We start from the raw sequence: 26,604 nt of genomic DNA, 5'->3' as shown, positions 1-26,604 counted from the left end.
CTCAGCGCTCCGCGTCGTAATTGGTCATCACGGTGTAGAACACCCATGACAACAACAGGACGATAAGGAAGTAGACCAGCGACATCGCCGCCGCCGGGCCGAGGTCGAACTGGCCGAGCGCGGTCTTGACGAGATCGATCGAAAGAAAGGTCGTCGAGTTGCCGGGTCCGCCGCCGGTCACCACGAACGGTTCGGTGTAGATCATGAAGCTATCCATAAAGCGCAGCAGCACGGCGATCAGCAGCACGCGGTTCATCTTCGGCAGCTGGATGTAACGGAACACCGCCCAGCGCGAGGCACCGTCGATCTTGGCCGCCTGATAAAAGGCATCCGGGATCGAGACCAGGCCGGCGTAGCAGAGCAGAACGACGAGGCTGGTCCAATGCCAGACGTCCATGATGATGACCGTGACCCAGGCGTCATATGGGTCTTGCACATAATTATAGTCGATGCCGAGCGCGTTGACGTAATAGCCGAGCAGGCCAATGTCGTTGCGCCCGAACACCTGCCAGATGGTGCCGACGACGTTCCACGGGATCAGCAGCGGCAACGCCATCAAAACAAGGCAAACAGGCACGCCCCAACCCTTCTTCGGCATATTGAGCGCAATGAAGATGCCGAGCGGCACTTCGATCGCCAGGATGATGAAGGAGAAGACAAGGTTGCGGATCATCGCCTGCCAGAAGCGGCTGGAGGAAAGCAGTTCCTCGAACCATTCCGTGCCGGCCCAGAAGAAGACGTTATTGCCGAAAGTGTCCTGCACCGAATAATTGACGACCGTCATCAGCGGTATGACCGCCGAGAACGCCACCAGCAGCAGCACCGGCAGCACCAGGAACCAGGCTCTGTTGTTCCAGGTCTTTTCCACTTCAGGCTCCCATCTCGACGCGCCAGGAATCGGCATAGATGTTGATGCCGGCCGGGTCGAACCGCACCTTCGGATCAGCCGGAACTGTCTCGTCCTCGCCGATGACGGCGGCGATCTCGCGTCCTTCGAGATTGGCACGGACCACCTTATGGCGGCCGACGTCCTCGACCTTGCTGACCCGGACGGCCATGCCCTGGCTGCCCAGGCGCACATATTCGGGACGGATGCCGAGCTCGATGGCGCCGCCGCCCGCCTTGGGCACGCCCGCCAGTTCGATCTGCTGCGAGCCCAGCTTCGCTGTCTTGCCGTCGATCGCCACCGGCATGACATTCATGCCGGGCGAGCCGATGAAATAGCCGACAAAAGTGTGGCGCGGGCGCTCGAACAGCTCCGCCGGTGTGCCGATCTGCACGATTTCGCCGTCATACATGACGACCACCCTGTCGGCGAAGGTCAAGGCCTCGGTCTGGTCGTGCGTGACGTAGACCATGGTGTAACCGAAGCGGCGGTGAAGCTGCTTCAACTGCGAGCGCAGCACCCATTTCATATGCGGGTCGATGACGGTCAAAGGCTCGTCGAACAGGATGGCATTGACGTCGGAGCGCACCAGCCCACGTCCGAGCGAGATTTTCTGCTTCTGGTCGGCGGTCAGTCCGCGCGCCTTTCGTTTGGCCATATCGGCCAGCCCGGTCATCTCCAGCGTCTCGCGCACCTTACGGTCGACGTCGGCCTCCGGCACGCCGCGATTGCGCAGCGGGAACGCCAGATTGTCGTAGACGGTCATCGTGTCGTAGATCACCGGGAACTGGAAGACCTGGGCAATGTTGCGCTCTTGGGTCGACAGATTGGTCACGTCCCTGCCGTTGAACAGCAGCTGGCCGTGCGAGGGATGCAGCAATCCCGAAATGATGTTGAGCAGCGTGGTCTTGCCGCAGCCGGATGGGCCGAGCAGCGCATAAGCGCCGCCATCCTCGAAGGTGTGGTGCACTTCCTTCAGCGCGAAATCGGCATCCGTGCGCGGGTTCTGCAGATAGGAGTGGCGGATATGATTGACGTCGATGCGCGCCATCGCTTCCTCCTAAGCCGCCAGCTTCGGCGCGGCCATCGCGCGGCCGTGCTCGTCGAAGACCATGATGTGGCGCGGGTCGATGAACACCTCGACCTCCTCGTCCGGCTCGAAGTCGCGAATGCCGTGGGTCAGCATGACCCAGCGCGCATCGGCAAAATCGAGATGGATGAAGCTTTCCGATCCGGTGATCTCGGTGATCGTCACCTTTGCGCGCACCGGCACTGCGGCGGCGTTGGGCCGATCGAGGGACAGATGATGCGGCTGGAAGCCGATCGTATAGATCGCATCGGCGACGCCGAAGAGTTCCGCCGGCACCGGCAATTTCACGCCGCCCTCGAGCAGGAAATCCAGGCCCTTCTTGGCAAGCACGATGGTGTTGAGCGGCGGATCGGCGAAGGTTCTCGCCGTCACCAGATCGACCGGTTTGCGGAACACTTCGATGGTCGGCCCGAACTGGGTGATGCTGCCCTCGGAAAGCGTTGCCGTGTTGCCGCCGAGCAGCAAGGCCTCGTGCGGCTCGGTCGTGGCATAAACAAAGATTGTACCGGCGGCCGCGAAGACTTTCGGCAGTTCCGCGCGTAATTCTTCACGCAGCTTATAGTCGAGATTGGCGAGCGGCTCGTCGAGCAGCACGAGGCTGGCATTCTTGACGATGGCGCGGGCCAGCGCGGTGCGCTGCTGCTGGCCGCCCGACAGACTGAGAGGCGTCCGGTCGAGATAGGGCGTTAGTTTGAGAAGGGCGGCGGCATTGCGCACCTCCCTGTCGATCGTTGCCTGATCCGTGCCGGCCACCCGCAGCGGTGAGGCGATGTTTTCGTAGACCGTCATCGCCGGATAATTGATGAATTGCTGGTAGACCATGGCGACGTTGCGCTTTTGCACCGGCATGCCGGTGACATCCTTGCCATCGAACCAGACCGAGCCCGAGGTCGGCACGTCGAGGCCCGCCATCAGCCGCATCAGGCTGGTCTTGCCGGAGAGCGTCGGCCCGAGCAGGACGTTGAGCGAGCCGTGCTGAAGCGTCAGCGAGACGTCGCGGATATGTTCCGCCGCACCCACCGTCTTCGTCACGTTTCTCAGTTCAAGCATGATGCCTCCTCCCAGGCTTTCTGCATCAGTCGGCCGTTCCTATTCGGCAGCCGCTACGTGCTGCCGGCTTATTCCGCGCATGAACTCGTCGAGCACTGCCGCCTGCTCACGGCTGAGACGCAGGCCGCGCTTGGTCCGGCGCCACAATACATCCTCGGCAGTCATCGCCCATTCGTTTTCGACGAGGTAGCGCACCTCGGCTTCGTAGAGATCGGCGCCGAAGTTACGGCCAAGATCGACGTTCGACTTGGCGAGGCCCAGCAGCTTCCTTGCGCGGGTGCCGTAAAGCTGGGTCAACCGGCGGGCCAGCCGGGCGTCGAGGAACGGGTACGCCGTTTTCAGTTTCGCCACCTCGGCATCGAAGCCGGTGACGGGAAAGTCACCGCCGGGCAGCGGCGCGTTTGCCGTCCATGGTTTGCCGCGCTTGCCGAGAAAACCCTCGATCTTCTCGAGCATCGATTCCGACAATCGGCGGTAGGTCGTGATCTTGCCGCCAAAGGCGTTGACGATCGGGGCGGCACCCTCGCCTCCATCGGCCTTCAGCACATAGTCTCGGGTGGCTTCCTGCGCCTTTGAGGCGCCATCGTCGTAGAGCGGTCGCACCGCGGAATAGGTCCAGACGATATCCGACGGCTTGACCGGCTGCGCGAAATATTCGCTTGCCGCAGCGCAGAGATAGTCGATCTCGGCGTCATTGATCCTGACGTTGTGCGGATCGCCGGGATAGTCACGATCGGTCGTGCCGATGAGCGTGAATTCGTCCTCGTAAGGGATGGCGAAAATGATGCGCCCGTCCTTGTTCTGAAAGAAATAGGCGCGTGGGTCGTCGAATTTCTTGCCCACGACGATATGGCTGCCTTGTACGAGGCGGACATTGTGCACGTCGTTCAAGCCGACGGTGGCCGACAGCACCTGATCGACCCACGGGCCGGCGGCATTGACCAGCAGCCGCGCCTTGACCTCCTCGGTATCGCCGGTCCGCACATTTTCAAGCCTGACCATCCAGAGATCGCCTTCGCGGCGTGCGCTGACGACCTTTGTTCGGGTTCGAATGGTTGCGCCGCGCTCGGCAGCGTCGCGGGCGTTCAACACAACCAGCCGGGCATCGTTGACCCAACCGTCCGAATATTCGAAGGCCTTTCGAAACAGCGGCTTCAGCGGCTTGCCGGCCGGATCCTTGGCCATGTCCAGCGTTTTCGTCGGCGGCAGCAATTTGCGCCCGCCAATATGGTCGTAGAGGAAAAGCCCGAGCCGGATCAGCCAGGCCGGACGCAGCCCCTTGGCGTATGGCAGCACAAAGCGCATCGGCCAGATGATGTGCGGCGCGTTCCTCCACAGGACCTCGCGTTCCATCAGCGCTTCGCGCACCAGGCGGAATTCGTAGAATTCGAGATAGCGCAAGCCGCCATGGATCAGTTTGGTCGAGCCGGAAGAGGTCCCGCTGGCCAGATCGTTCATCTCGGCAAGAAAAACCGAAAAGCCACGTCCAACGGCATCGCGGGCGATGCCGCAGCCATTGATGCCGCCACCGATGACGAAAATGTCATGAATCGGTGATGCGCTCAAAGAATCCTCCCTCGATTTCGCATTGCAGCATTTTTGGGTTCTTGCGAAACCGTCGAGGAATTATTTCGAAATGATAACGAATGTCAAACGAAATATGATAGGCGGAAGATGCCGCAACGGCATCTCTAGGAGAGCGACGTTTCGATCAGCTGAACTTCTGCCTCCTGGCAGATCTTACGCACCGACGGGATGTCGCAACGATCGGTGATAAAGGTGTTGACCTGCGACAGATGGCCGATGCGGACGGGCGCGGTGCGCTCGAATTTGGTCTGGTCCGACACCAGGATCACATGTCGGGCGTTGGCGATGATCGCCTGAGCCACCTTCACCTCGCGAAAATCGAAGTCGAGCAGTGCGCCGTCATGGTCGATGGCCGAGGCGCCGATCACCGCAAAATCGACCTTGAACTGCCTGATGAAATCGACCGCGGCCTCGCCGACCACACCGCCGTCGGAACCGCGCACGACACCGCCGGCGATCACCACCTCGATCGAAGGATATATGCGCATCCTGTTGGCAACATTGATGTTATTGGTGATGACCATCAGGCCGCTGTGATCGAGAAGCGACTTGCTGACAGCTTCCGTCGTTGTCCCGATATTGATGAACAGAGACGCGTTGTCGGGGATCAGCCGGGCTGCTGCGCGGCCGATCGCCTCCTTCTCCTCGGCGGCGATCTTGCGCCGAGCCTCATATTCCATGTTCTCGATGCCGGAGGGGAACAATGCCCCGCCATGGATGCGGGACAAAAGCCGCTGGTCGCAGAGATCGTTGAGATCCTTGCGGATCGTCTGCGGCGTCACGTTGAAATGCGTCGCCAGCTCCTCGACCAGTACGCGGCCATGGTCCTTGGCCATCTGGATGATTTCGGAATGACGCGGCGACAGATACATCTAGCAACCCTCTCATTTTCGTTTTTCTCGTCTATAGCTGAAAACGAAAGCCATGAACAGGTATGGGCCGGCTAATGAAAATCGGACGACTGCAGCGAGAAAAGCTCCGGCGCGATCTCGACGAGGCTATCAACTCAGCCCACGCGCGATCTCAGTGATGACCTCGAACGCAGTATCGACGTCCGCCGCAGTCGTTTCGAACTGCCCGACCTGAAAGCGGATCGCCACCTGCCCGTCCACCCGGGTCTGCGTCAGGTAAATGCGGCCGTCATCGTTGATCGCGCTGACCAACCGCAAATTGTGCTCGTCAGAGTCGATGGCCGCAGCCGCGAGATGGCGGAATGAGAATAGCGACAGCATCGGTTCCGTGACGATCTCGAAATCCGGTTCCCGAGCCAGCCGCGCGGCGAGGCTCTCGCTCCAGGCAACATGGTTGCGGATCATGTTCCGCAGATTTTCCAACCCATGCGCACGCAGCAGGAACCAAAGTTTCAGAGCGCGGAACCTCCGTCCGAGCGGCACCGACCATTCGGAGTAGTTGATGACCCCGTCGCGGCCATGCGTTTTCAGGAATTCGGGCTTGATCGCCAGCGTGCGGACCAGGTCTTTCGGCTGGCGAATGAACTGCATCGAGCAATCGAATTGTGCCCCCAACCATTTATGCGGGTTGAAGACGATGGAATCGGCATTTTTCGGCGCCGGTCCAGAAATGCCGGAACTCGGGGCAGATCATGGCGGAGCCGGCCCATGCGGCATCGACATGCAGGTAGAGCCCGTGCCGCTTCGCCACCTCGGCAACAGCCGCCACATTGTCGGTGCCGCCGGTACTTGTGCCGCCGACGCTGGCGATGATGCCCGCCGGCAGCATGCCGTTTTCGCGGTCGGTAACGATCGCGGCTTCCAGAGCCGCCGTCTGCATGGCGCGGAAGCGTCCGGCGACCGGAATGCGCACGAGGTTCGCCTCGCCGATGCCCGACACCCAGATCGCCCGGTCGATGGAAGTATGGACTTGGTCGGAAGAATAGATCCGCACGACCGGCTGCCCTTGCAAGCCGTTCTTGTTGCCTTGCCAGTCGAGCGCGAGCTCGCGCATGGTCAGTACGGCGGCAAGCGTCGCCGATGAAGCCGAATCCTGCATGACGCCGGAAAATCCCTCCGGCAAACCAAGCGCCTGCCGCATCCAATCGACGACCCGCGTCTCGAGCTCGGTTGCCGCCGGCGAGGTCTGCCAGAGCATGCATTGCGCGGCCATCGCGGAAACCAGATACTCGGCCACGACGGAGACCGGTGCCGCATTGGCCGGGAAATAGGCGAAGAAACGCGGATGCTGCCAGTGCGTCATGCCAGGCAGGATCTTTTGTTCGAAATCGGCGAAGATTGCCTGCATCGTTTCACCGTCTTCCGGCGGCGCGGCATCGACGCTTTTGAAGATTTCGCCCGGCTCGACAAGCGGCCGCACCGGTCTCTCGCGAAGGCTGTTTCTGTAGTCGACGCCCCATTCAGCCGCTCGTAGCGACCACTCGCGGAATTCGTTGCTATTCATCTTCTTCGCCTCCGTGGCGCCTCATCGAGCCGCGATCAAAGAGCACGAAAAACGAAGGTTTTCATTCGGGAAAATCAGGCAGACTGGCAAAGGCGGTCTTCAGCGCGTTCGACCAGCTATCCGAGATCGTACGATAATATTGATCGTCCTGGGTTATTCGCTTTTTGAGGCCGACCTTGAAAGTGTCCTTTTCATAGAACAGCAGGTCGAGCGGCAGGCCGACCGACAGGTTCGACTTCAGCGTCGAGTCGAACGACACCAGCAGCAATTTCACCGTCTCGGCGAAACTCATCGTCTTTTCATAAGCGCGGATAATGATCGGCTTGCCGTATTTGGTCTCACCGATCTGGAAGAACGGCGTGTCGTCGGTCGATTCGATGAAATTGCCTTCCGGATAGATCATGAACAGGCGCGGCGCGCTGCCCTTGATCTGACCGCCGAGGATGAAGGAGGCGTTGAAGTAGGAATCCGCCTTTTCGCCAGCCGGCGACGAACTGGCGATGACCTCCTTGACGGTGTCTCCGACCAACCGGACTGTCTGGTACATGGAGGGCGTTTCGAGCAGCGTGGCACGGCGCTCCGCCACTGCCTTGGTGCGTTCGTCGAGCAGGCTGACCACGGCCTGGGTCGTCGCCAGATTGCCGGCCGACATCAAAACGATGACGCGCTCGCCCGGCTCTTCCCAGACATGCATCTTCCTGAAGGTCGAAATTGAATCCATGCCGGCGTTGGTGCGCGTGTCCGACATGAACACGAGCCCGCGATCGATCTTCAGGCCGACGCAATAGGTCATCGAATCTCTTTGGCAACAATCTTGCCGGGGATTACTGCTCCACGGTGACGGTGACCGCAAGCTGTTCTTCCGCCTGTCCCAGCCGAATTCCAGATACCGGCGTGGCGTCGCGATAATCGCGGCCGGTCGCCACCTTCACATAGCGCTCATCCGGAGAAATGCCGTTGGCGACATCGAAGGCGACCCAGCCGAGGCCCGAGACATGCGCCTCGGCCCAAGCGTGGCTTGCCGCCTGCTCGATGGCCGCATCCATCATCAGGTAGCCGCTGATATAGCGGGCTGGAAAATCCATGGCACGCGCCGCGGCAACGAAGATGTGGCTGTGGTCCTGGCAAACGCCGGTCTTGAGCGCCAGGGCCTCTTCGGCCGGCGTCGTCACGTTGGTGGTGTCCGGCGTATAAGCGACGCGCTCGCCGATCACCGCCATCAACCGGTGCAGCCTTTCGATGTCGGTACCCTTGCCGACCGAGGCAGCAAGCTCGCGAATGCCGCTTCCGATCGTCGTCAGCGGCGTTTCCTGGCCGAACAGCCAGAGCGGCGCGAAACCCTGGTGCGGTCCGCAGACGCCAGCGGTGTCGCGCGTCACCACTTCGCCGGCTGCTTCGACGGTGATGAAGTCGCGCTCGCCCTCGACGCTCAACAGCCGGGTATCATTGCCGAAATGGTCGGTGAAGCGCACTTCCTCGCGTGCGCCTTCGATCCTCAGCGCCCAGGACAGCACCGTCTGGGTGCGCCCGTTCACCGGGAGCAGCCGCAAACGCTGCAACAGATAGTGCACCGGCGCATCGTAGCGGTATTCCGTCAGGTGGGTGATCTTCAGCCGCATCGCACTCGTCCCTGGAGCATGAGCTTTTCCGAAAACCGGTCTCCGCTTTTTGGGGTCATGCTCAATAGAACCTGTAATCCTGCGCGATCTCGTCGCCGAGCCTGGTGTTGTCGCGGATGAAATTGGCCAGGAATTCGTGCAGGCCGGCGTCGAAAATATCCTTGATCGACCCGGCCGTCAGCATGGCCTGGGTCTTGGCAGCCGTCGCATGGCAGGCGTGGCGCTCCCCATAGTCGTCACCCAGGAATTTGAGATGCTCCGTCAGGAAGCGGTAGCAAAAGGTCAGCGAGCGCGGCATGCGGACGTTGAGGATCAGATAATCGGCGATGTTGCTCGGCTTGTAGTCGGCATCATAGACCCAGCGATAGGAACGGTGCGCCGACACCGAGCGCAGGATCGATTCCCATTGGTAGTTGTCGAGCGTCGAGCCGACCCAGGAGATCGACGGCAACAGCACGTAGTATTTCACATCCAGGATACGCGCGGTGTTGTCGGCGCGTTCGACATAAGTGCCGAGCTGCGAGAAATCGAAAATCTCGTTGCGCAGCATCGTGCCGTAGAACGAGCCGCGGATCAGCGCCGTCTCGCGCTTAATTGCGTCGAGCGCGTTGGGCAGGTCGCGCTCGTCGATCGGCTTGGCCAGCATCCGCTTCAGCGACATCCAGGCTTCGTTGATGCTTTCCCAGGTTTCACGCGTCAGTGCGGTACGCACCATGCGGGCATTGTTACGGGCCGTGTCGATAGACGACATCGTGCTCGACGGGTTCGATGTGTCGCGCAGCAGATAGTCGGCGACATTGGCGGCGGTGTAGTCGGAATATTTCTGCGTGAAGCTGGCGTCCGAACCGGCGCTGAGCAGCACCGAATTCCACTCCTCCGAAGCGTTCTGAGTACGAGTCAGCGCCATGCGCAAGCCGGCATCCACCAGCCGCGCCATGTTTTCCGCCCGCTCGATGTAGCGGTTCATCCAGTAAAGCCCGTTGGCGGTGCGGCCGAGAAGCATGTCAGGCGGTCCTGTGGTGAATAGTGAAAGGTGAATGGTGAATGGTGACTATCCAGATTCCAGGGCACGATTCCGCGCGCTTCACTTCAGGGCATTTCACCAACATTAACGACGCATATCCTTATCTATTCACTATTCACTATTCACTACTCGCTACTTCCACTCTAATCATCCAACACCCACGTATCCTTCGTGCCCCCGCCTTGCGAGGAATTGACGACCAGCGAGCCTTCCTTGAGCGCTACTCGGGTCAGCCCGCCGGGCACGATCTGGATACGGTCGGAAACCAGCACATAGGGGCGCAGATCGACATGGCGCGGCGCCAGCCCCTTGTCCGTCAGGATCGGACAGGTCGACAGTGCCAGCGTCGGCTGAGCAATGTAGTTCGACGGTTTTGCCGCGAGCTTTTTGGAAAAATCCTCGCATTCCTTCTTGGTCGCCGCCGGACCGACCAGCATGCCGTAACCGCCGGACCCGTGGACCTCTTTGATAACCAATTCATCGATGTGCTCGAGCACGTATTTCAGGCTGTCCGGCTCCGAGCAGCGCCAGGTCGGGATGTTGCCGAGCATCGCCTTGCGGCCGGTGTAGAATTCGACGATCTCGGGCATGTACGAATAGATCGCCTTGTCGTCGGCGATGCCGGTTCCCGGCGCATTGGCGATCGTGATGTTGCCGGCGCGGTAGACGTCCATAATGCCCGGCACGCCAAGTGCCGAGTCGGGGCGGAAGGTCAGCGGATCGAGGAACGAGTCGTCGACACGCCGGTAAAGCACGTCGATCTGCTTGTAGCCCTCGGTGGTGCGCATCGCGACATGGCCATCGACGACGCGCAGATCCTGCCCCTCGACAAGCTGCACGCCCATCTGGTCGGCAAGGAAAGCATGTTCGAAATACGCCGAGTTGAAGCTACCCGGCGTCAGCACGGCAATGGTCGGCGCGCCCTTGGTGCTTTGCGGCCGCACTGCCGCCAGCGACTGGCGCAAGAGCTGCGGGTAATTCTCAACCGGCCGCACCTTGATCTGCTGGAACAGCTCGGGAAAGAGCTGCATCATCGTCTCGCGGTTCTCCAGCATGTAGGAGACGCCGGACGGCGTGCGCGCGTTGTCCTCCAGCACGTAGAACTCGTTCTCGCTAATGCGTACGATGTCGACGCCGATGATGTGGGTATAGACGCCGGCCGGCGGCCGCACCCCGATCATCTCGGGCAGGAACGCCTCGTTCTTGGCGATCAACTCCTTCGGCACCCGGCCGGCGCGCAAGATCTCCTGGCGATGGTAGATGTCGTCGAGAAAGGCGTTCAGCGCCTGGACGCGCTGCTCGATGCCTTGCGTCAGCCGTCGCCATTCATTGCCCGAAATGATGCGCGGAACGATATCGAAGGGTATCAGCCGCTCCGATGCTTCCTGCTCGCCGTAGACGGCGAAAGTGATGCCTGTCTTACGAAAGACGCGTTCGGCGTCCTGCATCTTCTCGGTAAGTCTGGCCGGGTCCTGTTCCTTCAGCCAGCGATCGTAAGCCGAATACGGTTTTCTCAGCCCGGAAACTTCCGGAAGCATTTCATCGAACGCTGCCAATCGCATACTCCCCTGTGGCGCCATTTCACTGGCCTCGCTGGAGAAAATCAAGCGCAATCGGTGATTTGTTGGGCGCCGGCGATCAGTATATCGCACTTGCCTAAAATTAAGGCAGCACCAATAGGGCCTTGATCAGGCTTTGCCTGGTGTCCGGGCAGATGCCGGATGGGGATCAAAACGCGCGAAAGGTGACGACCGTGAACGTGTCCTTGATGCCGGGAAGAATCTGCACTTTCTCGTTGACGAAGTGGCCGATGTCTTCCTCGTCGTCGACATAGAATTTGGCGAGCAGGTCGTAGTTTCCGGCTGTCGAGTAGATTTCCGAAGCAATCTCGGCATCGGCCAGGGCGCTGGCAACGTCGTAGGCCTTGCCCAGATCGCACTTTATCTGCACGAAAAATGCCTTCATTGCCTGGTCCTGCTCACATCGCACGCTCTAGGTATAATCGAGCGGCCCTTGTGGCAGACTGCCGTTCGCCTTTCAAGCATCGGCAATCGCTCAGGCTGTTCTCGCCTCGACAATGCATCTCGGTCTGGACACGGACTGCCACGCCGAATGTTTGCGCTCGGCTGAAACCCTGAAGCACTGCAAAGCGTATGGTATCATGTACCTTCAGGCAGCGATTTCTCAGGGACAACGGAGACAGGCCATGCGCCGCGCGTTTTTCGCATTCGCAGTCGTTCCATTCATTTTCGCATCCCAGGCCTTTGCTGGCGACGCCGAAGTCAAAGCGGCGCAGACGGTCATCGATGGGCAGTTGAGGGCCTTCATCGCCAATGACGGAATGACGGCCTACAGCTTTGCCGCACCGAATGTGAAACGCGTCTTTCCGACCGTCGATACCTTCATGAACATGGTGACAAAAGGCTATCCGCCGGTGCGCCAACCGCAGACCTACTCCTTCGGCAAGGTTCGCGAGACGAGCCCGACCTCGATCATCCAGCAAGTGCTGATCGTCGGCCCGGATGGCAAGGACTACGAGGCGGTCTACACGCTCGAACTACAGCCTGACGGCAGCTTTCGGATCACCGGCTGCAGCCTGCGTGCGTCCACGTCGCTCAGCACCTAAAGGGTTGTTTCAATCCTGTCGCCGATAGAGCGTCCAACTCAGGCCTGAAAACCCCCAATGCCTCGACGCATCGGCCCGTTCATACGCCAGAGCGCATGCGGCCGTCGGTTGGACATGTTCGGCTTGTTTGTCCACGTCCCCCTCGAGGACCAGCCAGGCGGGCCGTTCGGTGCACATCCCGTCGTCTGGAACCAGCAATGCCCGACGATCCATTCGCGCCGCAAAATAGTCGACGACAATGGGGGTGCGGAAATTGCCGTCGCTGGCATAGGTGGTTGCGCCGTTCCTGGTCATTTCATCGACGATAGCGGCGTAGGAGCCGCGTCCATATTGATAGAGCTGGAGCAGCGACGAAATGCTTCCACTCACCACGATCGCAAGCGCTCCCATCGCAAGTAGCCTTGCAGTCCCGCGAGCATCCAGGCCGCGGCCAATCATCTCGCCGGCCCAGAGCAGCAGCAATGTTCCGCTGATGATGAAATAGCGTGGGAACTCGAGGTTGGGCAGATGCGCCGCCGCCATGAGCAAAGGCAGTCCGATAATCCCGATCGCATGAAGGCTGGCTCGGCGACCGCGCCAGACACCGGCGGAGAGGCCGACAAGACAGCAGGCGGCAACGATGTAGGGCCCGTCGCCGAACCAGGGTGGCAGCCCGAACAGAGAGCGGATCATCCCGCCATAGCCCTGCGCGAAGGCGGCAATCGAGAACGGCGAAACACCACCGACACTGAAGCCGAACAGCCTGCAGCCGACAAACACGCCGACAGCCAGCGGCAGCACGGCAAGCAAGCCCGGCAGGAAGATCGACGCCAGGTCCGCAACGACACGGCCGACCTTCGCCGTACGCTGCCAGGCGAGCCAAGCGGTCCAGATTGCGAGGACCGCCACCATTCCGATCATGGTGAGATGGCACAGGAAGCCGAAAAGGATCGCCGCTGCCAAGGCCGCGCCAGACCACCGTCTATTGTCGAGCCGGCGCTCCAGAAAAACCACCGAAAGCAGCGTGAACAGCACAAGGCCGGCATAGCCGCGCGCCTCCGAGCCGTAATGGACCATTGGGTAGCTCACGGCAAACAACAGGCTTGTGGCGATCATCGCCTGTCGTCCGCGCGATGCGGCGCTCGCTGCCGCCGCAGCGATCGTGGCAACACCTAATGCTATCGACAGACCTCGCTGCATCAGCGGCGAAGCATCGGGGCCAATGAGATAGAGATAGACCGAGTTGAGGAAATGATTGTTGTCGTGATTGACGCGCCAGAATATCTGGTCGATCGAGGTCAGCGGCTCGATCAGCGCAAAGCTCCAGATCTCGTCCAGCCAAAGGTCGCCGCGCGCGCCAAGCGAGCGCAAGACCAGGCCGGTCACGGCGATCATCAGAGCGGCAAGCAACGACCCCGCCGTCCATTGCTGGACAGCCACGGAGGGCGAAGGTGCAGCGATGCCGTTCGTCCGCACCGGCGTGCCAGGAACTGAAACTTGCCCCGAAACGAACAGGTTCTTGATCCTCGCCCGATGTCGTCCGGCAATGCTTATTAGGCAGTCGTTTCAAAACAGTTCATGGCAGGGGCAACTCCTCCCTGGAGCCGGATTCCTGGCGGGCATGCCTACCGGACGGCGAGGTCACCGTTTGCCCATTGCTGCGTGATGATCTCGGCTTGTTCGGCGAACCTGCCAGCCTCGATCGCTTCACGAATGTCGCGCATCAGCTGCTGGTAATAGGACAGATTGTTCCAGGTCAGGAGCATCGCCCCAAGCGCCTCTTGCGAGCGCACCAGATGGTGCAAATAGGCCCGCGAATAGTCGCGTGCGGCCGGGCAGTCGCTTTCCTCGTCGAGCGGACGCGGATCGTCGGCATGGCGGGCGTTGCGCAGATTGACCTTGCCGCGCCGTGTGTATGCAAGGCCGTGGCGCCCTGCCCGCGTCGGCATCACGCAGTCGAACATGTCGATGCCGCGCGCCACCGACTTCAAAATGTCGTCCGGGGTGCCGACGCCCATCAGGTAGCGCGGCCGGTCAGCCGGCAGCTCCGGGCAAGTGATGTCGAGCATCTCCAGCATCACCGCTTGCGGCTCGCCGACAGCCAGCCCGCCGATCGCATAGCCCTTCAGCTCCATTGCCTTCAGCGCCTGCGCCGAGCGCAGCCGCAGATCCGGCACGTCGCCGCCTTGCACAATGCCGAACATCGCCTTGCCGGGCTGCTCGCCGAATGCCGTCTTGCAACGCTCGGCCCAGCGCAACGACAACTCCATGGCACGCTCGATCTCGTTCTGCTTGGCCGGCAGCGCCGTGCATTCGTCGAGCTGCATCTGGATGTCGGAATCGAGCAGCCCCTGGATCTCTATCGAACGCTCCGGCGACATCTCGTAGGCGCCGCCGTCGATATGCGAACGGAAGGTAACGCCGTTCTCGGTCAGTTTCCGCAGCTTCGACAGCGACATCACCTGGAAGCCGCCGCTGTCGGTCAGGATTGGATGCGGCCAGCGGGCGAATTCATGCAGGCCGCCGAGCCGCGCCACGCGCTCGGCGCCGGGTCTTAGCATCAGGTGGTAGGTGTTGCCGAGGATAATGTCCGAGCCGACGCCGCGCACCTGATCCATATACATGGCCTTCACCGTGCCGCCGGTACCGACCGGCATGAAGGCAGGCGTGCGGATTTCCCCGCGCGGCATGGTGATTGCACCACGCCGCGCCCTGCCGTCGGTCGCCAGCACCTTGAAGGTGAATGCGTCAGTCATTGAATTCCCTAGCCATCGAACTCCTTGTCGAATACCGGCGCGTCCGGGGCTTGCTTGTCGAGTGATTGCCGGTAGCGGATGCAGCCGCGCATGAATTTCGGCCACGGCGGCACGGCAATCGCCGGCTCGGTCTTTTCGGGCAAAAGTGACCAGAGGTCGGGATGATGCCAGCACAGATCATGGCCGGTGGCGTCGCGGTGTTGGCGGATGCCGGCGCGCAGTTTCCTGACCTCGGCGATCAAGGCTTCCCGGTCGAAGGTTTCCAGGTCATCGTCCATTACTATCCTCCCTGAACAGAAGACTTGCGTCTCCATAGGAATAAAACCTGTAGCGGTTCTCGATGGCATGCGCATAAGCCGCCCGCATCGTCTGCAAACCGCAGAAGGCCGAAACCAGCATGAACAGCGTCGAACGCGGCAGATGGAAATTGGTCATCAGCATGTCTGCGGTCTTGAAACGATAGCCGGGCGTGATGAAGATGTCTGTCGGGCCTGACCATGCGGCCAGCCAGCCGTCCTCGCCGGCCGCGCTCTCCAATAAGCGCAGCGATGTCGTGCCGACAGCGATAATGCGCCCTCCTTTTGCTTTCGCCGCATTCAGCGCCTCGGCGGTTTCCGGGCTGACCGAACCGGTTTCGGCGTGCATCTTGTGGTCGGCGGTGTCGTCCGCCTTCACCGGCAGGAACGTACCGGCGCCGACATGCAGCGTGACGAAACGGCGCTCTATGCCCTTGGCGTCGAGCCTCGCAAACAGCTCCGGCGTGAAATGCAGCCCTGCCGTCGGCGCGGCGATCGCGCCCTCCTCCCTCGCATAAATGGTCTGATAATCGCTGCGGTCGCGTTCGTCGTCGTCACGCTTCGAGGCGATGTAGGGCGGCAGCGGGATGTGGCCGACAGCGTGCAGCACCTCGTCGAGGAACGGACCTGACAGGTCGAAGCCGAGCAGCACCTCGCCGCCTTCCCCCTTCTCGATCACTGTCGCATCGAGCTGGCCGAGAAAGCAGGAATTGGCGTCATGACCGAAATGGATGCGATCGCCGGCGGCGATGCGCTTGCCCGGACGCATGAAGGCTAGCCACCGGTCGGGCGCCATCCGCATATGCAGCGTGGCTTCGACCTGCGCTGCTGCTTCGCCGCGCCGCCTGATGCCTTTCAGCTGCGCCGGAATGACCTTGGTGTCGTTGAAGACCAGCACATCACCGGCCTTGAGCAGGGACGGCAGGTCGCGCACCGTCCGGTCCTCGAGCCCCTCAGCCGGCCTGACCACCAGCATTCTGGCGCTGTCGCGCGGTTCGGCTGGGCGAAGCGCGACGCGCTCTTCCGGCAGATCGAAATCGAAAAGATCGACGCGCAAGAAATCCCCGCCTCAAGGTTCCGGGCAGGTCACCGCCCAGGCGCCGACACTGTCTATGCTCAGCGTACCGCCCATTGCGAAGCTGGACTGCTCGCTGGCCTTGACCAGCCGCGATTTGGCCACGATCGAGCTGAGGCCCTCATCAGTGAGATCGATCAGCATGCGCTCGTCGTCTTCGAATGCCTGTCCCACGATGACTTTCGTTGAGCCTGGCTGTCCGTCCGTGGTCCATGTCTTGCCGCCGGCATCCAGCCACACACGCGCCACCGCAATGACGGCCGTGTGTCCCATCAAAACATCAATCGATGCCGCGCCGCCGTCGGCGCTGCAGACGATCGATTCCGTCGCCAGCGCCGGAGTGGCCGCCGCGACGAGCACAAATGCGATGGCCGCGACAGCCCGGCCGGTCATTTCACGTCGGCCGCGACCTTGAGCGACACGATCTTGTCAGGATCCTGCACCGGTTCGCCGCGCTTGATCTTGTCGACGTTGTCCATGCCTTCGATGACCTGGCCCCATACCGTGTACTGGCGGTTGAGGAAGGCGGCATCGTCGAAGCAGATGAAGAACTGCGAATTGGCCGAGTTCGGGTTCTGCGAGCGCGCCATCGAGCAGGTGCCGCGGCCGTGGTTGGCGTTGGAGAACTCGGCCTTCAGATCGGGTTTGTCGGAACCGCCAGTGCCGGCGCGCGATGGCGCGAAAGACGGCTTGTTGGAATTGCCGAACTTCACGTCGCCGGTCTGCGCCATGAAGCCGTCGATGACGCGGTGGAAGACCACGCCGTCATAGGCGCCTTCGCGGGCCAGCTCCTTGATACGGCCGACATGGCCGGGCGCCAGATCTGGATACAATTCGATGACGACCTTGCCCTTGGTCGTGTCCATGATAAGCGCGTTCTCGCGGTCCTTGATTTCGGCCATGTCAGAAATATCCTTTTGAACAATTGGGGTTACTTGCCGTCCGCGGCGATGCGCACCTTGATCATGCGATCGGGGTCGGTCACCGTCCCGTTCTGCGCCTCGTCGCCTTTCTTGATGTGGTCCACCAGCTCCATGCCGCTGACGACATTGCCAACGATGGTGTACTGGCCATCGAGCGGCGGTGCCGGGGCGAACATGATGAAGAATTGCGAATTGGCGGAATTCGGATCGTCGGAGCGGGCCATGCCGACCACGCCGCGCTGGTAGTGCTCGGTGCTGGAGAATTCGGCCGGCAGGTCGGGAAGATCGGAGCCGCCGGTGCCGACAGCGTCGGCATTGAAGCCGCGCTTCATGTTGCCGAACTTGACGTCGCCGGTCTGCGCCATGAAGCCGTCGATGACGCGGTGAAAGGCGACGTTGTCGTAGGCGCCCTGGCGCACCAGCTTTTTGATCTGCGCGACGTGCTTCGGCGCAAGGTCGGGCCTCAGCGCGATGGTCACGTCGCCGTCCTTCAGCGTTACGATCATGGTGTTTTCCGGATCGGCGGCAAAGGCCGACACGGATGCGGTCACAAGACCGGCAAGCACGGCAAGCAAGAAGGCAAGCTTTTTCAGCTGCATGGGATCCTTCTCCGAATATCTTCGTTCATGCATGTCGTTACCCAAAGCCGGGTTCCACTTTTGGGTGACATGCATTTATTTCGCGAATTTGGCGGTGAGCGCACCGGCCACGGCCGCCGGCACGAAGGGGCGGATGTCGCCTCCCATCGAAGCTATCTGGCGCACAAGTGTGGCGGTAATGGTGCGCACTGAAGGGCTGGCGGGCAGGAACACCGTCTGCAGCTCCGGCGCCATGGTCTCGTTCATGCCGGCCATCTGCATCTCATAGTCAAGATCGGTGCCGTCGCGCAGGCCGCGGATCATGATCGAGGCGCCATGCTTCCTGGCCGCATCGATGACCAACCCGTCGAAGGCGACTACTTTGATACGCGCACCGTCGCTGCCGAATTCCGCCTTCGCGGCCGTTTCGATCAGGCCAACCCGTTCCTCGAAGGAAAACAACGGCTTCTTCCCGGGATGGATGCCGATCGCCGCATAGATTGTATCCGCCACGGCCAGCGACGCCTTCAGCACGTCGAGATGGCCGTTGGTCAGCGGGTCGAAAGAGCCGGCATAAAGGGCGATGCGTTCGGTCATGGCAGGTGCTTCTAGCGAGCCTCTCCCCTAAAGGCAAATCCGATCGCCAGCCCGCCCCATGAACCTTTGGCCGACGTGAACGACAGATGAATGTGCCGCTCACAACAGTTTCACGCAGTGTTCACTAAGTTGCAGCTGCAGGAGATGAAACCAAACACCCATCTAATCGTTGTTAGGCGCAGGAGAACACGCACATGCTGATCTACATGCTCGCCACCGCAATGACCGCCGCCATGCTGATCGCTACCGTATTCGGGTTGCATCAGGAAGCACAGCGCGTCCGCGCCAAGGCCAATACCAAGCGGTTCGAAGGCTTCGGCAACCGCAAGCCTTATCGCCACCTCTAGATTGCGGGTGTCTTCACACGCCGGCCCATAGGGCTGGCGTCGTCGTGCCAAACTCACTCGACGGATGTATCGGGCTCCCTACCTTCGGCATCGGCAACAGCGCCGCTTTCAGCATCGACACTCTCTTCGATCTCTTCATCCGCTTGCGGTTCTGAAATTCGCTCCACCGAAACGACCTTCTCGCCCTCTGCGGTATTGAAGATGGTAACGCCCTTGGTGGCGCGGCTGGCGAAACGAATGCCGTTCACTGGAACACGGATAACGGTGCCGCCATCCGAAACCAGCATGATCTGATCGTCATTGCCGACCGGGAAGGTCGCCACCAGGCGGCCGATTTCGGCCGTTTTCGAGACGTCGGTGGCGCGAATACCCTTGCCGCCACGGCCAGTCAGGCGGAAATCGTAGGACGATGAACGCTTGCCGTAGCCATATTCCGTCACCGTCAACACGAACTGCTCGTGCGCCTTGAGGAATTCATAGCGGTCGTCGGAAAGCTCCGCCTCTTCGCCGACCTCTTCATTGGTGAGCTGGATTTCTTCCTCCTCGCCGGCCGCGATGTCAGCAGCGAGCCGGCGTTCGGCCACCACCCGCTTGAGGTAGGCGGCACGTTCCGCCGGCGGCGCATCGACATGCTCGATCACCGCCATCGAGATCACCCGGTCGCCATCGGCCATCGCAATGCCGCGCACGCCGACCGAATTGCGGCTCTGGAAGACGCGTACGTCGCTGACCGGAAAGCGGATGCACTGGCCGGAACTTGCCGTCAAAAGCACGTCGTCATTGTCGGTGCAGGTCTCGACGCCGAGGATCTCGTCGCCCTCCTCGTCCAGCTTCATGGCGATCTTGCCGTTGCGGTTGACCTGGACGAAGTCTGACAGCTTGTTGCGACGCACGGTGCCGCGCGTGGTGGCAAACATGACGTCGAGTTCGCCCCAACTCATCTCATCCTCCGGCAGCGGCATGATCGTGGTGATGCGCTCGCCCTGTTCGAGCGGCAGCATATTGATCAGCGCCTTGCCGCGCGATTGCGGGTTGCCGATCGGCAGGCGCCAGACCTTTTCCTTGTAGACGATGCCGCGCGAGGAGAAGAACAGCACCGGCGTGTGCGTGTTGGCGACGAACAGCCGGGTGACGAAATCCTCTTCCTTGGTCGACATGCCGGAGCGGCCCTTGCCGCCGCGGCGCTGCGCCCGGTACAGCGACAGCGGCACGCGCTTGATGTAGCCGGAATGGCTGACCGTGACGACCATGTCCTCGCGCTGGATCAGGTCCTCGTCTTCCATGTCCGCCCCGCCCTCGGCGAGTTCGGTGCGGCGCGGCGTGCCGAACTCGTCGCGCACTGCCATGAGCTCGTCCTTGACGATCTGCTGGACGCGGGCGCGGGACGAGAGGATGTCTAGGTAGTCCTTGATCTCGTCGCCGATCGTGTTCAGCTCGTCGGCGATCTCGTCGCGGCCGAGCGCGGTCAGGCGCTGCAGGCGCAGTTCGAGGATGGCGCGCGCCTGCTCCTCGGAGAGATTGTAGGTACCGTCCTCGTTGATGCGATGGCGCGGGTCGTCGATCAGAAGAATCAGCGATTCCACGTCGCCCGAAGGCCAGCGCCGCTCCATCAACTGCTCGCGCGCCGTCTGCGGGTCCGGAGCGCTGCGGATCAGCTTGATGACTTCATCGATGTTGGCAACAGCGATGGCAAGGCCGACCAGCACATGGGCGCGGTCGCGCGCCTTGCGCAGCAGGAATTTCGTGCGCCGGCTGATCACCTCCTCACGGAAGGCGACGAACGCCTTCAGCATGTCGGTCAGAGTCAGCAATTCCGGCTTGCCGCCGTTCAGTGCCACCATGTTGGCGCCGAAGGACGTCTGCAGCGGGGTGAAGCGGTAAAGCTGGTTGAGGATGACATCGGCGACCGCGTCGCGCTTCAGTTCGATGACGACGCGGTAGCCCTGGCGGTCGCTCTCGTCGCGAATGTCGGAAATGCCTTCGATGCGCTTGTCGCGCACCAGCTCGGCCATCTTCTCGATCATCGACGCCTTGTTCACCTGATAGGGAACCTCGGTGATGACGATCGATTCACGATCGTTGCCGCGCGCCTCGACGTTGACGCGGCCGCGCATGACGATGGAGCCGCGGCCGGTCGAATAGGCGCTGTAGATACCGGAGCGGCCGAGCACGATGCCGCCGGTCGGGAAATCCGGCCCCGGAATGATCTCCATCAGCGCCGGAAGGTCGATGGCCGGATTATCGATGAGGGCAATGGCGCCGTTGCAGACCTCGCCCAGATTGTGCGGCGGGATGTTGGTGGCCATGCCGACGGCGATACCGCCGGAGCCGTTGACCAACAGGTTCGGGAAGCGCGCCGGCAGGACTTTCGGTTCGCTGCCCGACGCATCGTAAGTGTCCTGGAAATCGACGGTGTCCTTGTCGATGTCTTCCAGCAACTCATGCGCGACCTTGGTCAGCCGCGATTCCGTGTAGCGCATCGCCGCCGGCGGATCGCCGTCGATCGAGCCGAAATTGCCCTGCCCGTCGATCAGCGGCACGCGCAGCGACCAATCCTGCGCCATGCGCACCAAAGCGTCGTAGATCGAGGCGTCGCCATGCGGATGGTATTTACCCATCACGTCGGCGACCGGGCGTGCCGATTTCACATATTTGCGGTTCCAGTGATAGCCGCTCTCATAGGCGGCGTAGAGGATGCGGCGATGCACCGGCTTGAGGCCATCGCGCACGTCCGGCAGCGCGCGGCTGACGATCACGCTCATGGCGTAATCGAGATAGGAGCGCTGCATCTCCTCGATGATGGATATCGGCTCGATGCCGGTGGGGCCGCCGTCGGCGCCGCGCGGTGTCTTTTGGTCGGTCAAATCGGATCACAATCTAATCAGGAATCACTTGGTGCTTATATAGGAAGCCGGCCCGAAACTCCAACAATCGTGGCAGTTTTCCAGTGTGGTTTTTAGCGGCAAATTCAAAAGGATAAACCAATTGCGACGATATGGCCGTGGCACCCTTTCACGGGCGTCGCCGGCGGGCGCGATAAGTACCCGGCGCCTCGCCCATCAGCCGCCGGAAACGGCGATTGAAGGTTGATAGATCGTTGAACCCCGCCGAAAAGGCAATCGCCGAAATCGCCTGATCCGACGTCCGCAGCCGCACGGCTGCCCTGTGCAGCCGCGCTCTCAGCAGGAACTGGTAGGGCGTCATGCCGGCAACGTGCCGGAAGGTGCGCAGGAAATGGTAAGGGCTGGTGGCGGTCTCGTCGGCGAGTTCGGCAAGCGAGATCGGCCGGTCGGCATCGACTTCGATGCGCCGCACCGCTTCGGCGACACGCTTCTGGTCACGGCGGCTCGGCGTCCGTCCCCGATCCGTAGCGCTGCAAGCCGCTGTTACCGCGGCACCGGCAATGCGCAGGGCGAGTTCCTCGAACGCGCCGGTGTCAGCCATCTCGCGCGCCGCCTCCGCTTCGGCAAGCAGCGGCACCAGCGCCGGCAAGGGCGGCAGGCGCGGCGTGCCGAAATCGAGCGTCTTCGTGCCCGGCACGTCGGCGACGATCCGCTCCATATAGGCCGGCCCGAAATGGAAGGAGAGGCAGCGGTCGCCGGCGCCATGCTCGTGACCGCATTCATAGCATGTGCCGGGATTGCCGAGCAGGAGCGCGCCCGGCGCCAGCATCGCCGTGCCCTCGCGCGTACGATAGCGGAAGGTGCCGTTGGTTACGGCGGCAACGCAGAAATCCCGATGCTCCTCCTCGAATGGCCTGTCGGCGGCGCTGGCGGTGCAGATGACATCCGACACCTGCCAGCCTCGGCCCGACGCCAGCCTGTGCGCGCTCGTCGTCATCGCCGAAACATAGCAACTTTTCCCAAGCGCAGAACCCCTGTCGGCCTCTATGCTTGCCGGTCTCCTGACAAGATGAGAGCGAAGCCATGTCCAATTCCTTTGCCAAGGCCCTGCACAGCGATGGGCCCGTACCGGCCCTTGCCGAGAAACTGAATCTTTATGGCCGCTTCGTCGGCGCCTGGACGTTCGACGCCACGCGCCATCTCGAGGACGGTCAGGTGCTGACCGGGCGCGGCGAAGTGCATTTCGGCTGGGTGCTCGAAGGCCGCGCGATCCAGGACGTATGGATCCTGCCTGCCCGTGACGCCGGCCCCTCGCCCTCGCTCGGCAAATGGACCTTCTATGGCACGACGTTGCGCGTCTACGATCCCGGCGTTGACGCCTGGCACATCTTCTGGAGCGATCCGCGCAATCAGTACTACAGCCGCCAGCTCGGCCGTGCCGAGGACGACACCATTATCCAGCAAGGCGCAGACGGCACCGGATCTGCTGTGCGCTGGAGCTTTTCGCGCATCACCGAACATTCGTTCCGCTGGCTGGGCGAACGCTCACAGGACGACGGCGCCACCTGGCGTCTCGAAGTCGAGTTTCTGGCGCGCCGGGCCGTCAGCCCCTGATCCGCACGGTTTCCACTGGCTCCGCTTTGCTCTACCAATCCCGTTATCCGGCTTTGCCGGCGGGGAGGGTCAGCATGCCGAGCTTCGACAGCCTGTTCAACGCCTTCGTCACCATACTGGTGACGATCGATCCGCCCGGCCTGGCGCCGCTCTTCCTCGCCGTGACCCGCGGCATGAACCGCGAGGAGCGCAACCAGGTCTCCGTGCGCGCCTCGGTCATCGCCTTCCTGGTAATGGCGTTGTTCGCAATCGCCGGCGGGTCGATCCTGTCAGTCTTCGGCATCACTCTGCCGGCCTTCCGCGTCGCCGGCGGCTTTCTGCTGTTCTTCATCGCCTTCGAAATGGTGTTCGAGCGCCGGCAGGACCGCAAGGAGAAGATCGGCGACGTCGCCATCACCAGGGACATGATCCACAACATCGCCGCCTTTCCGCTGGCGATCCCGCTTATTGCCGGTCCCGGCGCGATTTCGGCGACCGTCCTGCTCTCAAGCTCGTTTCAGGGTTTGGGCGCGCAGACAGCCCTTGTCGGCATCATCGCCATCTGCCTCGTCATCACCTACCTGGTGTTCGTGCTGTCAGAGCGCATCGACCGTATCCTCGGCCAAACCGGCCGTTCGATCCTGACAAGGCTGCTCGGCGTCATCCTGGCGGCGCTCGCCGTACAGTTCGTCGCCGACGGCATCAAGGCGCTGATGGCGACGTAGGAACAGCCCTACTTCGCTGTCGTTTCAATGACTTCGAAGTCGTGGGTAATCTCGGCAGTCTTGGCCATCATTGACGAGGCCGAGCAGTATTTGTCGATCGAAAGCCCAATCGCCCGCTTCACCTTGTCGTGTGATAGCGCCCGGCCCTTGACGACAAAATGCATGTGAATGCGGGTGAACACCCTGGGATCGGCTTCTGCACGGTCGGCATCGAGTTCGACCACGCAATCTTCGACCGCCTCGCGCCCCTTTTCGAGGATATGGACCACGTCATAGGCCGAGCAGCCGCCAGTGCCGATCAGCACCAGTTCCATTGGGCTCGGCCCCGGCGTCTTGCCCTCCGGCCCGAACGCAGTGCCTAGCACCAGCTTGTGCCCACTGGCGGACTCGCCAACGAAAGTGCGCTCCTCGACCCACTTGACCCTTGCCTTCACCTGATACGTCCTTTCACCGCTCAAACGCACAACGTCCCGAAAATCCAAGACAGATTTTCGGGACGCCATTTCGTGGCCAAGGTGCCGGCGCTTTTCGTCGCAAGGGCAGTCCGCCCCGAGAAATCAGAACGGGATTTCGTCGTCCAGCTCGCGCGACGAACCGCCGCCGCCGCCCTTGTTGGCGCCACCGCGATTGAAACTTTCGCCCGGGCCGGACTGGCCGAAATCGGAACCGCGGCTCGCACCACCACCGGCATAGTTGCCGACCTGGCCGCCGCCCTCGCCCCGCGCATCGAGCATCTGCAGCTCGCCGCGGAATTTCTGCAACACGATTTCGGTCGTATAGCGGTCATTGCCGGTCTGGTCCTGCCATTTGCGCGTCTGCAGCTGGCCCTCGACATAGACCTTCATGCCCTTCTTCAGATACTGCTCGGCCACCTTGGCGATCTGGTCGTTGAAGATCACGACATTGTGCCACTCGGTCTTTTCCTTGCGCTCTCCGGATGTCTTGTCGCGCCAGCTTTCCGACGTCGCGATGCGGATGTTGACGACCGGGTCACCCGAATTCAGGCGGCGGATTTCAGGGTCCGCCCCGAGGTTGCCCACCAGAATGACCTTGTTGACGCTACCCGCCATGATACTTCTCCGCGCTCATCCGAAACCGAATTTTTGTCGCCGCACCTTACAGGCTATGGACAATCCCTGCCTGCCGTCGCTGCCTTTTCCCACAAGGTTTTTGTTCTCTTTTCGTTCTATAGGAGAGGCCCTGCACTGTCAATAGTTGTCAGTAAGAAGTAGTGTCTTGGCGTCGAATTTCCACAGACCATGGGATCGAGGCGACCGCATGAAGATGGTCGAGCATGACGATCAGCCGCAAGAAGAATGGCGGACGGGAGTAAAGACCCGCATGCATGTCTCTGCCCGCAACGGCGCAACTCAACTTTGCATATTCGAACAGTGGGTCGAACCGGCGGTTGGCGCCCCGACACATTGGCACCCGGTCGAGGAAGTGCTTACCGTCATCGCTGGCAGGGCCGAGATGTGGATCGACGAAGAGCATCTCGTCTTGACTGCGGGACAGTCGCTTGTTGTCGCCGCGCACAGGCAACATGGCTTCCGAAACATCGGCTCCGAATTGCTTCACATCCATGCCGTGCTCGCGTCACCAGTTTTCGAGGCGACGTTCAAGGGATCCCCGGACATGGTGAGACGCTGGCTTCCGGCGAGTTTGTAAAACCTCGCCTGTCTTAAAAAACACCGCCTGTCTTAAAAAACACGGCTTGCCAAACAGATAAGTATTGACTTATGCTTTCGGCATGATCGAAGCAGACATTTTTCGGGCACTAGCGGATCCAACGCGTCGCGCCGTCTATGAGCGGCTCGCCGACGGCGAGATGACGGTGTCGGAACTGCGCACTGGCATACCGGTATCGCAGCCGGCGGTATCGCAACATCTCGCAGTGCTGCGCGGCGCCGGCCTCGTGGTCGAGCGCCGGGCCGGTCGCAACGCCTATTACCGCGTCGATCCGAAGGGGCTTGCGCCACTGCTCGGCTGGATCGAACGCTACCGTGCGTTCTGGCCAGAGCGCATCGAAAGGCTCAAGACGGTTTTGAAGGACATGGACCAATGACCAGCCGAGGCAAAGAACGCGCCGAAATGGCCGCAGACAAGATCGAGTTCGAGTGCGAGCTGCCCGAACCGCCGGAAAAGGTGTGGCGGGCGCTGACGGTGCCGGACCTGCTCGCGGCCTGGATGATGCCGAACGACATCAAGCCCGAAATCGGCAACCGCTTTGCCTTTAAAGCGCCGAATGCGCCGATCGAGTGCGAAATCCTCGACGCGGATCCCGGACGGCTGCTGCGCTATTCCTGGCGGGAGCGGCCGGCGCCCGGCGATACGCAGGTGCCGCCCGGCAGCCCCCTGGACAGCGCAATGAACGACAGCCCAGTGGACAGCATCGTCACCTTTACGCTCTACCGCACCGTTTCCGGCGGCACGCATCTGCGTATCGTCCATGATGGTTTTGCTCGGGCAGCAGTGCCGGAGATCGCGATGGCAGGCGCCGGTTGCCGGCTTTCCTTTGAAGCGCGCACTCCCAGGCACAAGCAGGTCGCCGCAAACACCCCGCGCCTCTTCCTGCGCGCGGCCTGAACGACAACA

Annotated in this window: 29 protein-coding genes and 1 pseudogene; 7 read left to right on the top strand and 23 right to left on the bottom strand. The window is 61.6% G+C overall.

All coding sequences use genetic code 11. The features are described 5' to 3' along the window. Position 1: 1 nt before the first annotated feature. From NKJ55_RS04120 to NKJ55_RS04070, 11 genes and pseudogenes are all read right to left on the bottom strand, one after another. Entirely contained in the window at positions 2-868 is an 867-nt protein-coding gene (locus NKJ55_RS04120) for a carbohydrate ABC transporter permease (protein ID WP_023674893.1), read from the bottom strand. Position 869: 1 nt separating this feature from the next. Beyond that, entirely contained in the window at positions 870-1,937 is a 1,068-nt protein-coding gene (locus tag NKJ55_RS04115; RefSeq protein WP_352448783.1) for an ABC transporter ATP-binding protein, read from the bottom strand. Between the two features lie 9 nt (positions 1,938-1,946). Further along, a complete protein-coding gene (locus NKJ55_RS04110) occupies positions 1,947-3,026 on the bottom strand; it encodes an ABC transporter ATP-binding protein (protein ID WP_352448782.1) in 1,080 nt (359 codons plus the stop codon). 39 nt (positions 3,027-3,065) lie between these two features. Then, on the bottom strand, positions 3,066-4,592 hold the full coding sequence (gene glpD, locus NKJ55_RS04105; RefSeq protein ID WP_352448781.1) for a glycerol-3-phosphate dehydrogenase: 1,527 nt from the start codon (positions 4,590-4,592) through the stop codon (positions 3,066-3,068). A gap of 125 nt (positions 4,593-4,717) precedes the next feature. Then, on the bottom strand, positions 4,718-5,485 hold the full coding sequence (locus tag NKJ55_RS04100; RefSeq protein WP_023674889.1) for a DeoR/GlpR family DNA-binding transcription regulator: 768 nt from the start codon (positions 5,483-5,485) through the stop codon (positions 4,718-4,720). Positions 5,486-5,614: 129 nt separating this feature from the next. Beyond that, positions 5,615-7,028: pseudogene (locus tag NKJ55_RS04095) on the bottom strand (pyridoxal phosphate-dependent decarboxylase family protein). Between the two features lie 61 nt (positions 7,029-7,089). Continuing rightward, entirely contained in the window at positions 7,090-7,821 is a 732-nt protein-coding gene (locus tag NKJ55_RS04090; protein ID WP_352448780.1) for a proteasome-type protease, read from the bottom strand. A 31-nt stretch (positions 7,822-7,852) separates the two neighbouring features. Continuing rightward, entirely contained in the window at positions 7,853-8,647 is a 795-nt protein-coding gene (locus tag NKJ55_RS04085; protein ID WP_352448779.1) for a transglutaminase family protein, read from the bottom strand. A 61-nt stretch (positions 8,648-8,708) separates the two neighbouring features. Beyond that, complete coding sequence (locus NKJ55_RS04080) at positions 8,709-9,650, bottom strand: alpha-E domain-containing protein (protein WP_352448778.1); 942 nt, start codon at positions 9,648-9,650, stop codon at positions 8,709-8,711. 164 nt (positions 9,651-9,814) lie between these two features. Then, complete coding sequence (locus tag NKJ55_RS04075) at positions 9,815-11,227, bottom strand: circularly permuted type 2 ATP-grasp protein (RefSeq protein WP_352448777.1); 1,413 nt, start codon at positions 11,225-11,227, stop codon at positions 9,815-9,817. Positions 11,228-11,399: 172 nt separating this feature from the next. Continuing rightward, positions 11,400-11,636 carry an Lrp/AsnC ligand binding domain-containing protein gene (locus NKJ55_RS04070; protein ID WP_023674883.1) on the bottom strand — a complete coding sequence of 79 codons (237 nt, stop codon included), beginning with the start codon at positions 11,634-11,636 and terminating at the stop codon, positions 11,400-11,402. 241 nt (positions 11,637-11,877) lie between these two features. On the opposite strand from NKJ55_RS04070, the gene NKJ55_RS04065 reads away from it, so the two are divergent. Then, a complete protein-coding gene (locus NKJ55_RS04065) occupies positions 11,878-12,297 on the top strand; it encodes a DUF4864 domain-containing protein (RefSeq protein ID WP_352448776.1) in 420 nt (139 codons plus the stop codon). A gap of 9 nt (positions 12,298-12,306) precedes the next feature. On the opposite strand, the gene NKJ55_RS04060 is transcribed toward NKJ55_RS04065, so the two are convergent. The 8 genes from NKJ55_RS04060 to coaD form a co-directional block, all read right to left on the bottom strand. After that, complete coding sequence (locus tag NKJ55_RS04060) at positions 12,307-13,686, bottom strand: glycosyltransferase family protein (RefSeq protein WP_352448775.1); 1,380 nt, start codon at positions 13,684-13,686, stop codon at positions 12,307-12,309. A gap of 215 nt (positions 13,687-13,901) precedes the next feature. Beyond that, on the bottom strand, positions 13,902-15,032 hold the full coding sequence (tgt, locus tag NKJ55_RS04055) for a tRNA guanosine(34) transglycosylase Tgt (protein WP_352448774.1): 1,131 nt from the start codon (positions 15,030-15,032) through the stop codon (positions 13,902-13,904). 8 nt (positions 15,033-15,040) lie between these two features. After that, on the bottom strand, positions 15,041-15,310 hold the full coding sequence (locus NKJ55_RS04050) for a hypothetical protein (RefSeq protein ID WP_352448773.1): 270 nt from the start codon (positions 15,308-15,310) through the stop codon (positions 15,041-15,043). Then, a complete protein-coding gene (queA, locus tag NKJ55_RS04045; RefSeq protein WP_352448772.1) occupies positions 15,300-16,385 on the bottom strand; it encodes a tRNA preQ1(34) S-adenosylmethionine ribosyltransferase-isomerase QueA in 1,086 nt (361 codons plus the stop codon). The genes NKJ55_RS04050 and queA overlap by 11 nt, the downstream gene beginning before the upstream one ends. Positions 16,386-16,397: 12 nt before the next feature. Beyond that, on the bottom strand, positions 16,398-16,796 hold the full coding sequence (locus tag NKJ55_RS04040) for a hypothetical protein (protein ID WP_352448771.1): 399 nt from the start codon (positions 16,794-16,796) through the stop codon (positions 16,398-16,400). Next, complete coding sequence (locus tag NKJ55_RS04035; protein WP_352448770.1) at positions 16,793-17,305, bottom strand: peptidylprolyl isomerase; 513 nt, start codon at positions 17,303-17,305, stop codon at positions 16,793-16,795. Before NKJ55_RS04035 ends, NKJ55_RS04040 begins: the two co-directional genes overlap by 4 nt. Before the next feature lie 29 nt (positions 17,306-17,334). Then, entirely contained in the window at positions 17,335-17,925 is a 591-nt protein-coding gene (locus NKJ55_RS04030; RefSeq protein ID WP_352448769.1) for a peptidylprolyl isomerase, read from the bottom strand. Between the two features lie 75 nt (positions 17,926-18,000). Continuing rightward, complete coding sequence (gene coaD / locus NKJ55_RS04025; protein WP_352448768.1) at positions 18,001-18,501, bottom strand: pantetheine-phosphate adenylyltransferase; 501 nt, start codon at positions 18,499-18,501, stop codon at positions 18,001-18,003. 194 nt (positions 18,502-18,695) lie between these two features. Between coaD and NKJ55_RS04020 the strand changes: the two genes are divergently transcribed. After that, complete coding sequence (locus tag NKJ55_RS04020; protein ID WP_352448767.1) at positions 18,696-18,848, top strand: hypothetical protein; 153 nt, start codon at positions 18,696-18,698, stop codon at positions 18,846-18,848. A gap of 53 nt (positions 18,849-18,901) precedes the next feature. Here NKJ55_RS04020 and gyrA read toward each other — a convergent pair whose 3' ends face one another. Together gyrA and NKJ55_RS04010 are read right to left on the bottom strand one after the other, a co-directional pair. Next, on the bottom strand, positions 18,902-21,712 hold the full coding sequence (gene gyrA, locus NKJ55_RS04015; RefSeq protein WP_352448766.1) for a DNA gyrase subunit A: 2,811 nt from the start codon (positions 21,710-21,712) through the stop codon (positions 18,902-18,904). A gap of 148 nt (positions 21,713-21,860) precedes the next feature. Beyond that, on the bottom strand, positions 21,861-22,688 hold the full coding sequence (locus NKJ55_RS04010) for a helix-turn-helix transcriptional regulator (protein WP_352448765.1): 828 nt from the start codon (positions 22,686-22,688) through the stop codon (positions 21,861-21,863). 86 nt (positions 22,689-22,774) lie between these two features. Here NKJ55_RS04010 and NKJ55_RS04005 point away from each other — a divergent pair, with 86 nt between their 5' ends. Both NKJ55_RS04005 and NKJ55_RS04000 read left to right on the top strand, forming a co-directional pair. Beyond that, the gene (locus NKJ55_RS04005) at positions 22,775-23,305 is read left to right on the top strand and encodes a hypothetical protein (protein ID WP_352448764.1); all 531 of its coding nucleotides are present in this window, start codon (positions 22,775-22,777) and stop codon (positions 23,303-23,305) included. 74 nt (positions 23,306-23,379) lie between these two features. Continuing rightward, positions 23,380-24,009, top strand: a complete 630-nt coding sequence (locus tag NKJ55_RS04000) for a MarC family protein (RefSeq protein ID WP_352448763.1) — start codon at positions 23,380-23,382, stop codon at positions 24,007-24,009. Between the two features lie 8 nt (positions 24,010-24,017). On the opposite strand, the gene NKJ55_RS03995 is transcribed toward NKJ55_RS04000, so the two are convergent. Continuing rightward, positions 24,018-24,443, bottom strand: coding sequence for an OsmC family protein (locus NKJ55_RS03995; protein WP_352448762.1), 426 nt, complete (start codon positions 24,441-24,443; stop codon positions 24,018-24,020). Between the two features lie 123 nt (positions 24,444-24,566). Beyond that, positions 24,567-25,079, bottom strand: a complete 513-nt coding sequence (locus tag NKJ55_RS03990; RefSeq protein WP_352448761.1) for a single-stranded DNA-binding protein — start codon at positions 25,077-25,079, stop codon at positions 24,567-24,569. A 208-nt stretch (positions 25,080-25,287) separates the two neighbouring features. Between NKJ55_RS03990 and NKJ55_RS03985 the strand changes: the two genes are divergently transcribed. From NKJ55_RS03985 to NKJ55_RS03975, 3 genes are all read left to right on the top strand, one after another. After that, a complete protein-coding gene (locus NKJ55_RS03985) occupies positions 25,288-25,677 on the top strand; it encodes a cupin domain-containing protein (protein WP_352448760.1) in 390 nt (129 codons plus the stop codon). Between the two features lie 82 nt (positions 25,678-25,759). Continuing rightward, on the top strand, positions 25,760-26,074 hold the full coding sequence (locus NKJ55_RS03980; RefSeq protein ID WP_352448759.1) for an ArsR/SmtB family transcription factor: 315 nt from the start codon (positions 25,760-25,762) through the stop codon (positions 26,072-26,074). Further along, positions 26,071-26,595, top strand: a complete 525-nt coding sequence (locus NKJ55_RS03975; RefSeq protein ID WP_352448758.1) for an SRPBCC family protein — start codon at positions 26,071-26,073, stop codon at positions 26,593-26,595. The genes NKJ55_RS03980 and NKJ55_RS03975 overlap by 4 nt, the downstream gene beginning before the upstream one ends. The last annotated feature ends 9 nt before the right edge of the window (positions 26,596-26,604 follow it).

The organism is Mesorhizobium sp. M0106 (assembly GCF_040322715.1).
Classification (GTDB): Bacteria; Pseudomonadota; Alphaproteobacteria; order Rhizobiales; family Rhizobiaceae; genus Mesorhizobium.
This window is presented reverse-complemented; position numbering and strand designations above follow the sequence as displayed.

Coding starts and splice junctions, on each gene's coding strand:
- NKJ55_RS04115 (WP_352448783.1), bottom strand. CDS start 1,937: ATGGCGCGCATCGACGTCAATCATATCCGCCACTCCTATCTGCAGAAC.
- NKJ55_RS04110 (WP_352448782.1), bottom strand. CDS start 3,026: ATGCTTGAACTGAGAAACGTGACGAAGACGGTGGGTGCGGCGGAACAT.
- NKJ55_RS04100 (WP_023674889.1), bottom strand. CDS start 5,485: ATGTATCTGTCGCCGCGTCATTCCGAAATCATCCAGATGGCCAAGGAC.
- NKJ55_RS04090 (WP_352448780.1), bottom strand. CDS start 7,821: ATGACCTATTGCGTCGGCCTGAAGATCGATCGCGGGCTCGTGTTCATG.
- NKJ55_RS04085 (WP_352448779.1), bottom strand. CDS start 8,647: ATGCGGCTGAAGATCACCCACCTGACGGAATACCGCTACGATGCGCCG.
- NKJ55_RS04080 (WP_352448778.1), bottom strand. CDS start 9,650: ATGCTTCTCGGCCGCACCGCCAACGGGCTTTACTGGATGAACCGCTAC.
- NKJ55_RS04070 (WP_023674883.1), bottom strand. CDS start 11,636: ATGAAGGCATTTTTCGTGCAGATAAAGTGCGATCTGGGCAAGGCCTAC.
- NKJ55_RS04065 (WP_352448776.1), top strand. CDS start 11,878: ATGCGCCGCGCGTTTTTCGCATTCGCAGTCGTTCCATTCATTTTCGCA.
- tgt (WP_352448774.1), bottom strand. CDS start 15,032: ATGACTGACGCATTCACCTTCAAGGTGCTGGCGACCGACGGCAGGGCG.
- NKJ55_RS04050 (WP_352448773.1), bottom strand. CDS start 15,310: ATGGACGATGACCTGGAAACCTTCGACCGGGAAGCCTTGATCGCCGAG.
- NKJ55_RS04040 (WP_352448771.1), bottom strand. CDS start 16,796: ATGACCGGCCGGGCTGTCGCGGCCATCGCATTTGTGCTCGTCGCGGCG.
- NKJ55_RS04035 (WP_352448770.1), bottom strand. CDS start 17,305: ATGGCCGAAATCAAGGACCGCGAGAACGCGCTTATCATGGACACGACC.
- NKJ55_RS04030 (WP_352448769.1), bottom strand. CDS start 17,925: ATGCAGCTGAAAAAGCTTGCCTTCTTGCTTGCCGTGCTTGCCGGTCTT.
- coaD (WP_352448768.1), bottom strand. CDS start 18,501: ATGACCGAACGCATCGCCCTTTATGCCGGCTCTTTCGACCCGCTGACC.
- NKJ55_RS04020 (WP_352448767.1), top strand. CDS start 18,696: ATGCTGATCTACATGCTCGCCACCGCAATGACCGCCGCCATGCTGATC.
- NKJ55_RS04010 (WP_352448765.1), bottom strand. CDS start 22,688: ATGACGACGAGCGCGCACAGGCTGGCGTCGGGCCGAGGCTGGCAGGTG.
- NKJ55_RS04005 (WP_352448764.1), top strand. CDS start 22,775: ATGTCCAATTCCTTTGCCAAGGCCCTGCACAGCGATGGGCCCGTACCG.
- NKJ55_RS04000 (WP_352448763.1), top strand. CDS start 23,380: ATGCCGAGCTTCGACAGCCTGTTCAACGCCTTCGTCACCATACTGGTG.
- NKJ55_RS03990 (WP_352448761.1), bottom strand. CDS start 25,079: ATGGCGGGTAGCGTCAACAAGGTCATTCTGGTGGGCAACCTCGGGGCG.
- NKJ55_RS03985 (WP_352448760.1), top strand. CDS start 25,288: ATGAAGATGGTCGAGCATGACGATCAGCCGCAAGAAGAATGGCGGACG.
- NKJ55_RS03980 (WP_352448759.1), top strand. CDS start 25,760: ATGATCGAAGCAGACATTTTTCGGGCACTAGCGGATCCAACGCGTCGC.
- NKJ55_RS03975 (WP_352448758.1), top strand. CDS start 26,071: ATGACCAGCCGAGGCAAAGAACGCGCCGAAATGGCCGCAGACAAGATC.